Genomic DNA, 15,750 nt, shown 5'->3' with positions numbered 1-15,750 from the left:
ACATGTTTTTCTTGCCCCGCCAGTCCCGGGGCTTTTTTTTATTTTTGCGCCAACCAGCGCGCCGCGGCAATCACGCCCTGCCCCAGCGATAATCCCCCATCACCCGCCGGTAAACGCTGCGGGAACAGTAAGGTAAAATCAGCCAGATAAAATGCCAGCCGCGATGACAACAAACGGTTATGCATCACGCCACCGCTGAATACTAACGTCTTAACGCCACGCGCTTCAGCCTGCTCACGCATCAGCGTGGCAAACCCACACGCCAGCGCATCATGAAACGCCCACGCTCTTGCCGCAGGCGCCCCCTGCCAGTTCAGCCATTGCTGCCAAAAAACAGCCAGGTCAAGCTCATTACCTTGCAAGGGGATTGTTACCGGATGCTCAACGCCTTCACATTGCGATGCCAGTGCCTCCAGCGCGCAGGCGGCCTCGCCTTCATAGCTCAGCGAAGTCGGTGCGCACTGGAGCGCGGCGGCAACGGCATCAAACAGCCGTCCGCACGATGACGCCAGCGGCGCATTGATCCCCCGCTCAATGGCGCGTGCCAGCACGTTCCAGTTTTGCTGTTGCAGCGCCGATGTTTCCGGGAATCGCTGCCAGTCAGGGACAAAACGCAGACACTGCGCGAGCAGGTTACGCCACGGCTGCTTTGCCGCCAGATCGCCGCCCGCCAGCGCGACCGCGGGTAAGCCGCCCAGGTGTTCGCATTCACGATAGTTGACCCGCAAACACTCTCCGCCCCACAGTGCGCCGTTTGCTCCCATGCCGATACCGTCTACCGTCAGAGCGATAACGTCTCCACCGTCCAACGGCCAACCGTGCTCAGCCATACACGCAGCAGCATGCGCATGGTGATGCAGCACCGTTTCGGTCGGCAGATTCATCTCACTGGCCCACTGGCTGGAAACATAGCCGGGGTGAGCATCATGCACGATACGCTGTGGCGTAAAGTCATAAATATTCTGGATCAGGCGCAGCGCATCACGCCACTGCTGCTGGATGCCGTCATCGCTGAGATCGCCCAAATGCTGACTGATAACCGCCTGTTCGCCACGCACCAGACAGAAGGTATTTTTTAGATCCGCGCCTAAACACAGCATCGGCGGCACGTCACGAAAACCCGGCGGCAACGCGACCGCATCCGGCACGTAACCCCGCGAGCGGCGCAGCATTTCCCCACTTTCACGCACCACGGAGTCATCCATACGCTGCACAATTTCGCGGTTATGCAGCAGGAAACCGTCGGCAATCTCGCGTAAATCTTCCAGCGCCTGCGCGTTGGTAATGGCTGGCGGCCTGCCGCTGAGGTTGCCGGAGGTCATTACCAGCGGGCACTGCATCTCTTGTAACAGGAGATGCTGCAACGGATTCGCTGGCAGCATAACGCCAACTTCCGTTAACCCTGGCGCTATTCCCTCGCTCAATGCCGCTACATAGCGTTTTTGCACCAACACGATCGGTGCGGCAGGGGTGGTTAACAGACGAAGCGCAGCTTCAGGCAGTCCGTCGTCAGCAGGCAACATCACCGCCAACGGTTTAGCCGGGCGATGTTTACGCAACCGGAGCAGCGCCACAGCATTATCATTTCGCGCATCGCAGACCAGATGAAAACCGCCAATGCCTTTCACAGCGACAATGCCGCCCGCTTTTAGCAACGCTACCGCCGCCTGCAGCGCCTCTTCTTTTTCCGCTCGCTCACCCGCGCTTAGCCACTCAAGATGTGGACCACATTGCGGGCAGGCAACGGGTTGGGCGTGAAAGCGACGGTCATAGGGATCGCGATACTCTGTATCGCATTGCGCACAGAGAGGGAAGGACGCCATCACGGTAAACGGACGGTCGTACGGCATGGCGCGGATAATCGTAAAACGCGGGCCACAATGGGTGCAGTTGATGAAGGGGTAGCGATAGCGACGTTCGCCGGGGGTGTTCATTTCAACAAGGCATTCGGGACAAGTCGCGGCGTCCGGGACAATTTGCGTATTCATCGTACCGCCTGCACTTTGGCGAATCGAGAAATCGGCAGGCAGCTGCGTCCAGGCGAATGGTTCGCTCTCAATGCTATCAATGCGCGCCAGCGGCGGACAATGTTGATGTAATTGCGCAATAAACTCCGCCGGATCTTCCTGTAAGCGCACCACCACACCGTCACCGTCGTTGCACACGTCGCCATGCAGTTGCAGGCGCTGCGCCAGTTGCCAGACGAAGGGGCGAAACCCGACGCCCTGTACCTTGCCGCGAATACGCAGTTGTACGCCGGAGTGGTTGTTGATTGTCATTATGTCCTTCCCGCAGTCATCTATCCCGGTTTGCCGGATGGCGCTACGCTTATCAGGCCTACGTGAATGCGAAAAGTAGGCCGGATAAGGCGAAGCCGCCATCCGGCATAAGTACTACCGTATTTTACGCGGATTTTTAGCGATCAGAACAGCAAAGATGCGGTGGAGTCCAGCGCCGCGCGGCGGCGTTTTTCAGCGCTCAGTTGCTCAAGCTTATTGCGATCCACATAAATCAGCGCGTGAGTCGGGCAGACTTCCATACAGGCAGGACCCGCTTCGCGGTGGTGGCACAGGTCGCACTTGTTGGCTTCGGCTTTTTCTGCACGAACGTTCAGGCCCGCGCCGCTGTTACGCACAACCGGACGCACGACAACTTCCATTGCCCCATAAGGACACGCCACCACGCAGGTTTTACAGCCAATGCAGCGTTCCTGCATCACATGGACAAAGCCTTTATCACGGCTGATTGCACCGTTTGGACAGACGTTAGCGCACGGCGCGTCTTCACACTGGCGGCACAGCGTCGCCGTGGAGACGTTAACGCCTTTGATGACGTGAATGCGGGGTAAAAAGGTTTCAGGGGTCAGCGATGCGCAGTCCTGGTTATCCTGATGGGATACTACGCAGGCCACTTCACAGGTACGGCAACCAATGCATTTATTGGCGTCTGCAATGATGAAACGGTTCATCAATTTCTCCAGCAATGACAGATTATCTGCCGAAGCATTCACGAATCGTGCCAAATTTTAATGCACTGTTATTAAAGGGTTTTTATTTTGATGGATGTAAGAATGGTGTGTCATCGTCACTAGTGACGATGACAAATGACAGCCGTCAGCGCGAAACGTATGGCGCAACAGAATCGCGCTGAATGAGTTCCCCGGTGAAGATTTTTGGCGGCGTAAATGCCCCGTCACCCAGCATAAATATCAGGCGACCAATCGTTTCCTGGATCATTTCCGTCACCGGAATTTTGACGCTGGAAAGCGCCGGAATAGTGTATGGCGCGATGGCGATATCATCGAAACCAATCACCGACACCTGGGCAGGCACACGGATACCCTGATCATGCAACTGCTTCATCGCGCCTATCGCCATATCATCATTGCTGGCCACCAGCGCGGTAAAATTGATCTTGCGTGAAAGCAAGGTATCAACGCCCGCCGCACCGCAGGCTGGCGTCCACTTTCCTTTGACAATCAAATCATTATTTAGCGAAATGCCATGCGCAGCCAGCGCGTCTTTATAGCCTGAGAGTCGTTCCACGCCGGTAGGCGAATCCATCGAGCCGGTAATAAAACCAATCTCCTGGTGCCCGGCGGCAATCAACTGCGCAACGGCGTTAAAGCTGGTTTGTTTTTGATCGCACCAGACGCTGTGGCTACTGTTTTTACGCAGCCGTCGATTAAGCACCATAATCGGCTGGGCGTGCGCGTCAATGATCTCGTCTATTTCATCCACGCTGAGAAAACGCGGATAGATCATAATCGCGTCACAGCGCAGGTCGAGTAAGTACTGGATCGCCTGACGCTCTTCCTCTGCGCTATGTTTACCATCAGCCAGCAACAACTGGCGCCCCTTATCCTCCGCCATCCGCGCGGTGTGAAACAGCAGCTCGCTGAAATAGACGCCATGATAAAGAGTATTGGTCACCACCAGACCCAGCGTCTGCGTGGTCTTCGCCGCCAGGCTGCGCGCCAGTAAATTAGGGCGGTAACCACTCTCTTCAATGGCCTGAAACACACGGTCTTTGGTTTCCTGGCTGACGTAACCGTTCCCGGAAAGCACCCGGGAAACCGTCGCTTTCGACACCCCGGCCCGCTTCGCCACCTCCAGCATCGTGGTCATAGTACTCATCCCTTTGCTCTTAATGTGACGCAGTGTACTGCACCGTTTCGCCGCTGTCCTCGCTGCTAAAACGCGGCGCCTGACATCTGGTGATCATCATCACAATTATAAAAACAATAAAAATTAATTCTTGTTTAATGAATATAAATTAAACATTATTTTGTGGAACCGGTTTCCTATCTGAGTTTCATCAACTCAGAAACGTGACCTGCGCAAACGGATAAAACATAACGTACCCTACTGATAAAACAGGATTAAATCCGATGTCCAAGAATTATGCAGCGCTGGCGCGCTCCGTTGTGACGGCTCTGGGAGGCGTCGACAACATCACAGCAGTGACCCACTGTATGACCCGTTTGCGTTTCGTTATCAAAGATGATGCGCAGGTCGATAGCGCGACGCTGAAAACGCTCCCTGGCGTGCTGGGCGTAGTACGTAACGATAATCAGTGTCAGGTGATCATCGGCAACACCGTTTCGCAGGCGTATCGCGAAGTTGTCAGCCTGCTACCTGCCAACATGCAACCTGCTGAGCCGCAAACCAAACCCCGGCTGACGCTGAAACGGATTGGCGCGGGGATCCTCGATGCGCTGATCGGCACGATGTCACCGCTGATCCCGGCAATTATCGGTGGATCAATGCTCAAACTGCTGGCAATGGTTCTGGAAATGACCGGCGTGCTGGTAAAAGGATCGTCCACCCTCACCATTCTGACCGTTATCGGCGACGGCGCATTTTTCTTCCTGCCGCTGATGGTCGCCGCTTCGGCAGCCATCAAATTCAAAACCAACATGTCGCTGGCAATTGCTATTGCGGGTGTGCTGGTCCATCCCAGTTTTATCGATCTGATGGCAAAAGCCGCGCAGGGTGAGCACGTTGAGTTCGCCCTGATCCCGGTGACGGCGGTCAAATACACCTACACCGTGATCCCGGCACTGGTCATGACCTGGTGTCTGTCATATATCGAACGTTGGGTGGATCGTATCACGCCGGCAGTGACCAAAAACTTCCTCAAACCGATGCTGATCGTGCTGATCGCCGCCCCGCTCGCGATCGTTTTAATCGGCCCGATTGGTATCTGGATCGGTAGCGCAATTTCAGCGCTGGTCTATACCATTCACGGCTATCTCGGCTGGCTGTCGGTCGCCATTATGGGCGCATTGTGGCCGCTGTTGGTGATGACGGGTATGCACCGCGTGTTTACGCCCACCATTATCCAGACCATTGCCGAAACCGGTAAAGAAGGCATGGTGATGCCCTCTGAAATCGGCGCCAATCTGTCGCTGGGCGGTTCATCGCTGGCGGTGGCATGGAAAACCAAAAACCCGGAACTGCGTCAGACAGCGTTAGCGGCCGCCGCTTCAGCCATCATGGCAGGCATTTCCGAACCCGCGCTGTACGGCGTGGCGATCCGTCTGAAACGCCCACTGATTGCGAGCCTAATCAGCGGTTTTATCTGCGGTGCCGTTGCCGGTATGGCTGGACTGGCGAGTCATTCCATGGCGGCCCCTGGCCTGTTCACCAGCGTCCAGTTTTTCGATCCGGCTAATCCGATGACCATTGTCTGGGTGTTTGGCGTGATGGCGCTGGCGGTCGTGCTTTCCTTTGTATTAACACTGATTCTCGGCTTTGAAGATATTCCTGTCGAAGATGCTGCCGCGCAGGCCAGAAAAAATCAGGCCGCACAAGCGGGCAATATCAATGGAGCCAGCATTTGACTGGCATGAACTGAGGTTAACTATGTCTGTTTTTCCGCAAGGATTTTTATGGGGCGGCGCGCTGGCCGCCAACCAGTCTGAAGGGGCATACCGGGAAGGCGGCAAAGGGCTGACCACCGTCGATATGATCCCCCACGGCGAACATCGGATGCCCGTTAAACTGGGTCAGGAGAAGCGCTTTACGCTTCAGGATGACGAATTTTATCCCAGCCATCAGGCGATCGACTTTTATCATCGCTATAAAGAAGATATTGCGCTGATGGCGGAAATGGGGTTTACGGTTTTTCGCACCTCAATAGCCTGGAGTCGTCTCTACCCTAACGGCGACGAACTGGCGCCTAATGAAGAAGGTATCTCGTTTTACCGGGACGTTTTTGCCGAGTGTAAAAAATACGGTATTGAGCCGTTAGTCACGCTATGTCACTTCGATGTGCCCATGCATCTGGTTACCGAGTACGGCTCCTGGCGGAACCGCAAAATGGTGGAGTTCTTTACCCGTTACGCCCGCACCTGCTTCGAAGCCTTTGACGGTCTGGTGAAATACTGGCTGACGTTCAACGAAATCAACATCATGCTGCACAGCCCTTTTTCAGGGGCTGGGTTGGTGTTTGAAGAGGGGGAAAATCAGGATCAGGTGAAATATCAGTCCGCCCACCACGAACTGGTTGCCAGTGCCCTGGCGACGAAAATCGCCCATGAAGTGAATCCGCAAAACCGGGTCGGTTGCATGCTGGCGGGCGGTAATTTTTATCCTTATTCCTGTAAACCAGAAGATGTGTGGACCGCGCTGGAAAAAGACCGCGAAAACCTGTTCTTTATTGATGTGCAGGCGCGCGGGGCTTATCCCGCCTACTCCGCCCGGGTGTTTCGCGAAAAGGGCGTGACGATAGAAAAAGCCGCGGAAGATGACGACATCCTGAAGAACACCGTCGATTTCGTCTCGTTTAGCTATTACGCATCACGCTGCGCCTCCGCTGACATGAATACTGGCAACACCAGCGCTGCCAACGTAGTGAAATCACTGCGTAATCCGTACATTGCCGCCAGCGAATGGGGCTGGGGTATCGATCCGCTTGGCCTGCGCATCACGATGAATATGATGTATGACCGTTATCAGAAGCCGCTGTTTCTGGTGGAAAACGGGCTGGGGGCGAAAGATGAAATGGATGCCAACGGCGAGATCAATGACGACTATCGCATTCGCTATTTACGCGAACACATCCGCGCCATGGCTGACGCCATTGAAGATGGTGTGCCGCTAATGGGTTACACCACCTGGGGCTGCATCGATCTGGTTTCCGCCTCAACCGGCGAGATGAGCAAGCGTTACGGTTTTGTGTATGTAGACCGGGACGATGCGGGCCAAGGCACGCTGGCGCGTACCCGCAAAAAATCATTCTGGTGGTACAAAAAAGTGATCGCCAGTAACGGGGCCGATCTGGCGTAATTCCCCAGCCGGAAGGTTTTGTAATCCTCCGGCAGAATCACCTATTTTCATTTCATGAATTGCATTCCAAATGTGGAATCTTCTTTCCAGTTTCCGGTTTGCCCTTGCGCATTTTTACTGGCATTTTATTCAGTAGTTTTTCTCTTATCCGTTCACCACAAGGAAGCGTTTATGTCTGATGAAAATGGCACAACAGCAGTGGTTATCACCAAACCCGTACGTCGTTTGAAAGTGGGCTATGTCAGAAAACGCCATGAAGATCGTAACACGGGTTTCACGCTCCGTATCAGTCGGCATGCCTCGCTAACGCTGAACGGCGACTGGCTGGAACAAGCGGGATTCCCTACCGGGACGGCAGTGAATGTTTCGGTGATGCAGGGGAAATTAATTATCGAGCAGGCAAGTGAAGAACAGAGTGTGTGAGGCTCAAAACAGGCCGGATGCCACTGGCATCCGGCGCTGGTAAGGTTACTCTTCTGGCGCTTCTAACCCGGAAAATCCACCGTGGCCTTCCCATCCGGCTAATCGTTGATAGACGGTCTCGACCGCATCTTTGATCGGCTGCGTCATCGGGTAATAAAAACCGACAATATCCGGCTGAATGCCGAGGAAGATCACCTCGCCAACATCCTCTTTTAGCTGATCGACCAGATAGTTCAGCGGCATGTTGTGGGTGGTCATCATGAACATTTCAGCAATATCATCCGGGTCGATAATGCGGATTTCACCCGGGTTTAACCCCATGTCGGTGGCATCCACTATCAACAGACGCTGCGGGCGCAGTTCACGGATAGCGACGATATCGTTTTCCGGCGCGCTGCCGCCGTCGATGACAACCCAGTTGCCCTGAGGATTGGCAGCGCACATTTCCGCCAGTAGCGGACCCGCGCCGTCATCGCCCATCATGCTGTTGCCGACACAAAGTAAAACGTCAGTCACGGTGTCTCCTCACCATCAGATAGATGGCGCTTTCCTGGTGAATATCATGCAGCATGCTGAGCATCAGCTTGCTCCACTCCTGCTGCTGCGGAGTCTGCACGGCGCGCGCATCATCAAACGCGCGCGCCAGCATTTGCACATGGTTGAAATCGATGACGATCTCGCCATACTTCGGCACGCCTTCCATTTTCCGCCGGGCTTCGCTGCCCTCGGCAAGGGTGGCTATCCACGCCAGATATTCATCCCACGGACAGGTTAACGCCGCTTCCAGGCAATCGATGATCCCAAGGTGGTGACCAATCGCCAGGCTGTAATAGACAACCTGCTGCGCCTCTGCGGGCGTCGCATCGTTCTCATCAATAAACTTACGGCTCAGTTGACTGAACACCACCGTTTCACTCATCGGATACGCGCCTCTTCGACTACATGGTTAAGATGCGTGACGATTTCGGTCAGACGCGGATCGTTTTCCGCTTCCAGCCAGCGCGCCACCTGATGTTCACCCTGCCCTAACTGCGTCATATAGTCATCAGCAATCTGGCGACCGTAGCGGTAACCCGCCAGACGGCGAGCTTCGCGGTCCACCTTCACACGCAGCGGTTGAACCATATCCGGATGCAGAATTTCAGCGGGCTGTTCGTCCAGTTCACCTGGCGCACGCGCATGAATTTTCTGTTCCAGCAGACCCAGCGCCATCGCAAAACCGTACAGCGTTGCCGCAGGCGTCGGCGGACAGCCAGGAATATACACGTCCACCGGAACGATTTTATCCGTGCCGCCCCATACGCAGTATAAGTCGTGGAAGATACCGCCGCTGTTACCGCAGGCGCCGTAAGAGATACAAATTTTCGGATCCGGCGCAGACTGCCAGGCGCGCAGCGCCGGAGAACGCATCGCGCGGGTTACCGCGCCGGTAAACAGCAGGATATCCGCATGACGCGGCGACGGTACCACTTTGATACCAAAGCGTTCAGCATCAAACAGCGGAGAGAGCGTGGCGAAAATTTCGATTTCGCAGCCGTTGCAGCCGCCGCAGTCCACACGATAAACATACGCTGAACGCTTGATGCTTTTCAGCAGCGATGCTTTCATGCTGGCAATGGATTCATCCACCGTCATCGGTACCGGAATACCGTTGGCGTCACGTGGGCCTAATAAATTGCTCATCAGCTGGCCTCTTTCATATGGCGAGTCAGTTCAATACGGTCAGACGGCACCAGACATTTCTGGCGCTTACAATCCGGGCAGGTCTCAAAGCTTTCACGGTGGTTTTCCGCGCGGCTGTCACCGTTGTGCTTGAGCAGCGCAATGGCGTAATCAATCTCTTTTTGTACCGCGAACGGGCGGTTACAGACGCGGCAGTTACACAGCGAAAAGCGAGACTGCTGCAGGAAATCTTCTTTCTTCCATACCGCCAGCTCATATTCCTGCGACAGCTTGATCGCCGCCGTCGGGCAAACTTCTTCGCAGCGGGCGCAGAAGATGCAGCGACCGAGGTTGAACTGCCACGCCAGCTCATTGGTAACCAGATCGGTTTCAACCGTCAGCGCATTGGATGGACACGCATTGACACAGGCCGCGCAGCCAATGCACTGCTGCGGATTGTGCTCGGGTTTACCGCGGAAATTTTTATCGACCGCAATCGGCTCCAGCGGATACGACGACGTCGGCGCCCCGGTTTTGATGACTTTTTTGATAAAGGTAAACATGGCGATTCCTTATTTCAGCGGCGAGTTTTTACGCTCGATGCTGTAGCGCTCAAGTTCTTTGTACGGTACGACTTTGCTCTTCTTCTTACGCACATCGACCACGGTCATACGGTCAGTACAGGAGTAGCAAGGATCGAGGCTACCGATAATCAGCGGGGCATCGGAAACAGTGTTGCCACGCAGCATGTAACGCAGCGTTGGCCAGTTGGCGTAGGTCGCCGCACGGCAGCGCCAGCGATACAGTTTCTGGTTATCGCCGGTCATGCTCCAGTGGATGTCATCGCCGCGCGGCGCTTCGGCAAAGCCCAGCGCGAAGCGGTGAGGAATATAGGTAAAGCCTTCCACCGCCAGCGTGCCGCCCGGCAGGTTGTCCAGACCAAAGTCGATCATGTTTAGTGCGGTATAGACTTCATTGATACGGACTTTAAGACGAGAAATGACGTCGCAACCCTGCTCGCTGTGCACTTCCATCGGCAGCAAACCATAACCCACAAATGGGTGATCGGCGCGGGTGTCACGCGCGTGACCGCTGGCGCGAACCATCGGACCGACGTTACTAAAGTCGCGGGCGATCTCCGGATCCAGACGACCAATACCCACGGTACGCTGTTCCATGTTCGGCGTGCTGAGCAGCATATCGACCAGTTCCTGCACCTCACGACGCATCTGCTGCGCCAGTTGACGGGTCTGGATCATATCGTCTTTCAGCAGGTCACGACGGATACCGCCGATCAGGTTCATACCGTAAGTTTTACGCGCCCCGGTGAGGATCTCCGCCATCTTCATCGACGTTTCACGCACGCGGAAGAACTGCATAAAGCCGGAATCAAAACCGGTGAAGTGACAGGCCAGGCCGAGGTTCAGCAGGTGCGAGTGCAAGCGCTCCACTTCCAGCAGAATGGCGCGGATCATCTGCGCGCGTTCCGGCACCACGATACCCATCGCATTCTCTACGGAGGTAGTATAGGCGGTGCTGTGGGCAAAACCGCAGATGCCGCACACGCGGTCCGACAGGAACGTCACTTCGTTGTAACCCATACGGGTTTCCGCCAGTTTCTCCATGCCGCGGTGGACATAGAACAGACGATAGTCGGCGTCGATGATGTTCTCGCCGTCAACAAACAGACGGAAGTGACCGGGTTCATCGGAGGTCACGTGCAGCGGGCCAATCGGCACCACGTTATTTTTCTTGTCGCCCAGTTCGTTGATGAACTCGTAGGTTTCAGCATCGGTGGTCGGCGCCGGGCGCTGACGATAATCCATACTGTCTTTACGCAGCGGATACAGCTCGTCCGGCCAATCATCCGGCAGCACCAGACGACGTTCATCCGGCAAACCGACCGGGATCAAACCGTACATGTCGCGCACTTCACGCTCGCCCCAGACGGCTGCCGGAACACGTGGCGTAACGGATGGGAATTCCAGCTTATTGGCATCCACTTCAACGCGGACGGTAATCCAGCACTTGGTGCCCTGCTCCATCGACATCACGTAATAAACGGCGTAATGGCCGCACAGCTGACGTTCGTCGTTACCAAACAGCACGGACAACCAGCCGCCCTGTTTGTAGTACAGGAACTCAACCACTTCCGGCAGGTAGTTCACCTTGACGGTGATCGTCAGCTGATCTTTGGTCTGCCAGGCTTCATCCAGCACCACGCCCGGAAAGGCCTGGTGCAGAGCGGCGAGATAGTGTTGACCTAATTTTTCTTCAGACATGCTCAAACTCTCTTAAATCACGCCACCAGCAAGGAGACGAACGCTAAAAACGCAAACCCAAAACCGGCCCAGGTCACGCGTGAAGTGGCGCAAAAACGCAGACGCGCCATGCTGTTTTCGAACAAGGCAATGACCAGCACGCCGAGGACCAGCTTGACGACGGCAATCACCAGCGCCAGCAGCAGCCCACCCGCGGTGAAGGTCTCCATCTGTCCCCACGGCAGGAACACGCCGACGAACATTTGCAGAACGACCAGCTGTTTGAGGCTAATGCCCCACTTCAGTACCGCAAAACCGCTGCCGCTGTATTCGGTCAATGGACCTTCCTGCAGTTCCTGCTCTGCTTCCGCCAGATCGAACGGCAGTTTGCCCATTTCGATAAAGGTGGCGAAAGCACAGGCGCACAGGGCCAGAATCAGCGGGATGCTGCGCGCAGCAGGCCAGTGGTAAACGGTATCGGCGATATTGCTGATATGGGTTGAACCCGCAACTTGCGCCGCCACCCACAGTCCCAGCAACAGGATAGGTTCAACCAGCACGCCGAGCATCGCTTCGCGGCTGGCGCCAATCGCAGTAAACGGGCTACCAGTATCCAGACCCGCGATAGAGAAAAAGAAACGGGCGATGGCGAACAGGTAAATTAAGGTGATCAGATCGCCCAATTGCGGCAGCGGTGAACCAACGGTCACTACCGGCAACGCGGTGGCGATAGTCAGCATCACGCCCACCATCACAAACGGCGTCAGGCGGAAAACCCAGCTGGAATCCGCAGGCGCAATGCTCTGACGGCCCAGCAGTTTGATAATGTCGCGGTATTCCTGCAAAACGCCCGGACCGCGACGATTATGCAAACGCGCACGCGCCACGCGGGTCACACCGGACAGCAGCGGCGCCATGGCAAACAGCACCAGCGCCTGAATTAACGGATATAAAACACTCATTTTCAGGCTCCTCGTGAAACCACAATCACCACCAGCACCGCCAGCTCAATCAACGCCAGGCGACGAAACAGTACCGGGGCGGCCGCATTCTGCCAGCCCGGAACCAGTGATACCGGGTTCAGCCATTTACGCAATTTGAGTACCGGGGCAAAGGCTTCTTTCACCGGCATGGCAAAACCGTGGGCGGTAATGACCATTGACTGCTCGTGATCGTAACCACACACCCATGCCGCACCGCGTGAACGCGACGGCAGACGGTTGCCTTTGAAAATTGCCATGATGATGAACGGCAGCAGCGGACACGCGATCAGCAGCAGCGTGATCATTGGCTGAGAAACGGTGGTGTTCGCGGTTTCCAGCGGCAGTGGAACGGCAGAGGAAATCATCGGCAGCAGCCACGGCGCAGCAACGCCGCCAATCACGCAGCAGATAGCCAGCGCAACCACGCTCACGCCCATCAGGATTGGCGCGCAGCAGGCATTTTCAGCTTCCTTCGTGCGCGGCGCGCCAAGGAACGTAACGCCATACACTTTCGCCATACACATCACCGCCAGCGCGCCAGTAATCGCCAGTCCTACCGCCAGCAACGGCCCTAACAGACGACCGACAAACGCGCCGCTGTTGCCAAGCTTAAAGAAGGACTGATAGATGACCCACTCACCGGCAAAACCGTTCAGCGGCGGCAGTGCGGCCATCGCCATCAGGCCAACCAGCATCGCCAGAGAGATAACCGGCATACGTTTACCGATACCGCCCAACTTCTCGATATCACGATGACCGGTACGGAACCAGATGCTGCCAGCACCGAGGAACAGAACGCTTTTGAACAGGCTGTGGTTGACCAGATGATACAGACCACCGGTCAAACCCAACGCAATCAGCGCCGGTTGATTCAGTGAAATCCCGGTTACGCCAGCGCCCAGCCCCAGCAGAATAATGCCGATGTTTTCCAGCGTGTGGTACGCCAGCAAACGCTGGATGTTATGTTCCATTAGCGCATACAGACCGCCGACAAATGCGGTGATCATACCCAGCACCAACAGCGTAATGCCCCACCACAGCGGCGCGTTACCGCCCAGCAGCGACAGGGAGAGAATACCCAGCAGACCGACCTTCATGACCACGGTAGAAAACAGTGCCGCAGCCGGCGCGCTGGCGTTGGCGTGTGCCTGCGGCACCCAACCGTGCAGTGGGATAATCCCGGCCAGCAGGCCAAAACCCGCCACGCCCAGCAGCCAGATGTCAGACCCAAGCGGCAGCTCCTGGGTGCGCAGGTCAAGCAGGCGCAGCTCCAGCGTACCGTAGCGCTGCCACACCAGGTAGCAGGCAATCGCCAACAGCAGCGTGCCGATGCGCCCCAGCGCAAACCACAGTTTGCCCTCTTTACTGCAACCGGTCAGGAACACCGCGCACAGCGCCATGATTTCCGCCATCACCACCAGCGTACCGAGGTTGCTGGCAACCACCGCACATACCGCTGCGGCCATCAGCAGATTCACCAGCAGGCCGTTGGCTTTCACCTGTGGATGGCGATGCCAGTCAATGTTGTACAGGCTGACAAACAGACCGCACAGGCCCAGAGTAATCAGCCAGATAGCGTTCAACGGGGTAATTTGCAGGCTGTGACCAATAAACGGCATCACACCGCTTACCGCCAGCGCGTTGGTCAGCACCATAAAACCCGCGCCAGCCGTACACAAACTGCCAACCGCGCCGCCAACCCCTGCAATCCAGCCGCTCAGCGGTTTATGAAATGAAAACAGAAATGCCAGAACCGCAGCCGCTGTAAACCAGGCCACGCCGCTGTTAATCAGTGAAATTGCGCTCATTTTGCATCTCCACTTTGAGCCTGCTGAAACAAGGTGAGATCGCCGAAGTCGGTATTGAAAGTCAGCTCACGCTTACGTTTGCTGGCGCGGGCGATATCCATGTTGCTCACCAGATGCAGGGCTTTGGTCGGACACATGCGTACACAGGCCGGACCTTGCTCGTCAAAACTACACAGATCGCATTTCACCGCGATGGCACGAATGCCCGGGACCCAGTCCAGCAGCGTGCTTACGCGAGCTGGAGCTGGCGGAGCCGGCGGCGCTTTTGATGTATTGGCGTTTGCCGGGATATGCAGCGGACGGCTACCGGAAAACTCAATAGCGCCGAACGGACAGGCGATCCCGCACAGTTTGCAGCTTACGCACAGGCTTTCATTCAGCTGTACGGCGCCGTCAACGCGATTAATCGCATTAACCGGACAAACGGTAGCGCAAGGCGCATCTTCACACTGGTGGCAAAGCTGCGGCGCGGATTCTTTTTCATTTAACATCACTTTCAGGCGCGGCATTGACTGCAGGCCATGCTGGCGATGTGTCTCTGAGCAGGCGGCTTCACAGGTGTGGCAGCCAATACAAAGAGTGGAGTCAGCAATTACAAAACGATTCACCAGGCATTCCTCAGGTGATAGTCATTTTTGACGAAAACATGTCAGGCAAATGTCATTTCGACATTTTTCGACATGCCCATTCCCTAAACTGTCGTGACGCAGTAGTAACGCCGCGTCATGACAAACGTGGGCAGCACCCGAGGCTTACGCCGGGCTATGTCCCGCAACCAGCTGGCTTAAATTCACCGGCATATTGTTCTCAACCGCGGTGTACAGGCTGTCGTAGACACTGGCGATTTTTTCGAGATAGTGCTCCAGCACCTGCTCGCGATCGCGGTTGCTGATACGCTCATCAACTTTACCGTCGATGGTCAACTGTGCCTGTGCAATCAGTTGTTTATCATCACCCTCTTTCGTTTCGACGTAATACTCGATGGTGTGACTGTTGAAGCCATCCGCCAGCGTGACGTAGATAACGAAGTGTTCAAAAAGGACAAAGCACAGATCTTTGTCCGGCGCGCAGCTCATCGCATGATGCAAACGCGCTTTCGACAGGGTGATCCCCTGAACCAGCGAGTTGCAGTAAATACGCCACTGGTCCTGTAGGCGACGATGCCGTTCAGCGATGTAATCGGCTTTTTCGCTTATTTCCCAAATAGTCATGTCAGGTTACCCGTTTAGCAGAGATGAACAGCCTTAAGCACATTTCATGCCAAAATTAATTTCCTTTATTTTCAAATATATAAAAAATAAAAGACGGGTGACGACGTGTC

15 protein-coding genes are annotated in these 15,750 nt (G+C 55.6%); 3 read left to right on the top strand and 12 right to left on the bottom strand.

Features of this window, described 5'->3' with window-relative positions:
* Positions 1 to 38: 38 nt before the first annotated feature.
* The 3 genes from hypF to FDX09_RS16265 form a co-directional block, all read right to left on the bottom strand.
* A complete protein-coding gene (hypF, locus tag FDX09_RS16275) occupies positions 39 to 2,279 on the bottom strand; it encodes a carbamoyltransferase HypF (protein ID WP_137347524.1) in 2,241 nt (746 codons plus the stop codon).
* 143 nt (positions 2,280 to 2,422) lie between these two features.
* Complete coding sequence (hydN, locus tag FDX09_RS16270) at positions 2,423 to 2,968, bottom strand: electron transport protein HydN (protein WP_003037366.1); 546 nt, start codon at positions 2,966 to 2,968, stop codon at positions 2,423 to 2,425.
* 145 nt (positions 2,969 to 3,113) lie between these two features.
* Positions 3,114 to 4,127, bottom strand: a complete 1,014-nt coding sequence (locus FDX09_RS16265) for a LacI family DNA-binding transcriptional regulator (RefSeq protein WP_137347523.1) — start codon at positions 4,125 to 4,127, stop codon at positions 3,114 to 3,116.
* A gap of 263 nt (positions 4,128 to 4,390) precedes the next feature.
* On the opposite strand from FDX09_RS16265, the gene ascF reads away from it, so the two are divergent.
* From ascF to FDX09_RS16250, 3 genes are all read left to right on the top strand, one after another.
* Entirely contained in the window at positions 4,391 to 5,845 is a 1,455-nt protein-coding gene (ascF, locus tag FDX09_RS16260) for a PTS cellobiose/arbutin/salicin transporter subunit IIBC (RefSeq protein ID WP_087856227.1), read from the top strand.
* A gap of 22 nt (positions 5,846 to 5,867) precedes the next feature.
* Positions 5,868 to 7,292, top strand: coding sequence for a 6-phospho-beta-glucosidase (locus tag FDX09_RS16255; protein ID WP_137347522.1), 1,425 nt, complete (start codon positions 5,868 to 5,870; stop codon positions 7,290 to 7,292).
* A gap of 171 nt (positions 7,293 to 7,463) precedes the next feature.
* Positions 7,464 to 7,715 carry a SymE family type I addiction module toxin gene (locus FDX09_RS16250; protein ID WP_038633077.1) on the top strand — a complete coding sequence of 84 codons (252 nt, stop codon included), beginning with the start codon at positions 7,464 to 7,466 and terminating at the stop codon, positions 7,713 to 7,715.
* Positions 7,716 to 7,760: 45 nt separating this feature from the next.
* Here the strand turns inward: FDX09_RS16250 and hycI are convergent, their stop codons facing one another.
* The 9 genes from hycI to hycA form a co-directional block, all read right to left on the bottom strand.
* Positions 7,761 to 8,231, bottom strand: a complete 471-nt coding sequence (gene hycI, locus FDX09_RS16245) for a hydrogenase maturation peptidase HycI (protein WP_038633079.1) — start codon at positions 8,229 to 8,231, stop codon at positions 7,761 to 7,763.
* Positions 8,224 to 8,634, bottom strand: a complete 411-nt coding sequence (locus tag FDX09_RS16240) for a formate hydrogenlyase maturation HycH family protein (RefSeq protein WP_003037385.1) — start codon at positions 8,632 to 8,634, stop codon at positions 8,224 to 8,226. The genes hycI and FDX09_RS16240 overlap by 8 nt, the downstream gene beginning before the upstream one ends.
* Positions 8,631 to 9,398 carry a formate hydrogenlyase subunit HycG gene (hycG, locus tag FDX09_RS16235; RefSeq protein ID WP_003037388.1) on the bottom strand — a complete coding sequence of 256 codons (768 nt, stop codon included), beginning with the start codon at positions 9,396 to 9,398 and terminating at the stop codon, positions 8,631 to 8,633. Before hycG ends, FDX09_RS16240 begins: the two co-directional genes overlap by 4 nt.
* Entirely contained in the window at positions 9,398 to 9,940 is a 543-nt protein-coding gene (gene hycF, locus FDX09_RS16230) for a formate hydrogenlyase subunit HycF (RefSeq protein WP_038633082.1), read from the bottom strand. Before hycF ends, hycG begins: the two co-directional genes overlap by 1 nt.
* A gap of 9 nt (positions 9,941 to 9,949) precedes the next feature.
* A complete protein-coding gene (gene hycE / locus FDX09_RS16225) occupies positions 9,950 to 11,659 on the bottom strand; it encodes a formate hydrogenlyase subunit HycE (protein ID WP_137347521.1) in 1,710 nt (569 codons plus the stop codon).
* A gap of 17 nt (positions 11,660 to 11,676) precedes the next feature.
* Positions 11,677 to 12,600 carry a respiratory chain complex I subunit 1 family protein gene (locus tag FDX09_RS16220; protein WP_137347520.1) on the bottom strand — a complete coding sequence of 308 codons (924 nt, stop codon included), beginning with the start codon at positions 12,598 to 12,600 and terminating at the stop codon, positions 11,677 to 11,679.
* 2 nt (positions 12,601 to 12,602) lie between these two features.
* Positions 12,603 to 14,429 (bottom strand): formate hydrogenlyase subunit 3, encoded by a 1,827-nt coding sequence (gene hycC / locus FDX09_RS16215; protein WP_069324563.1) that lies wholly within the window; start codon positions 14,427 to 14,429, stop codon positions 12,603 to 12,605.
* A complete protein-coding gene (gene hycB, locus FDX09_RS16210) occupies positions 14,426 to 15,037 on the bottom strand; it encodes a formate hydrogenlyase subunit HycB (protein WP_038633091.1) in 612 nt (203 codons plus the stop codon). The genes hycC and hycB overlap by 4 nt, the downstream gene beginning before the upstream one ends.
* Positions 15,038 to 15,181: 144 nt before the next feature.
* Complete coding sequence (gene hycA / locus FDX09_RS16200) at positions 15,182 to 15,640, bottom strand: formate hydrogenlyase regulator HycA (RefSeq protein WP_038633094.1); 459 nt, start codon at positions 15,638 to 15,640, stop codon at positions 15,182 to 15,184.
* Positions 15,641 to 15,750: the final 110 nt, after the last annotated feature.

It is taken from the genome of Citrobacter sp. wls717 (assembly GCF_005280955.1).
In the GTDB taxonomy this organism is placed as follows: Bacteria; Pseudomonadota; Gammaproteobacteria; order Enterobacterales; family Enterobacteriaceae; genus Citrobacter; species Citrobacter werkmanii.
Note: the sequence above shows the minus strand (reverse complement) of the source record. Positions and strands in the feature narration are given on the sequence as shown.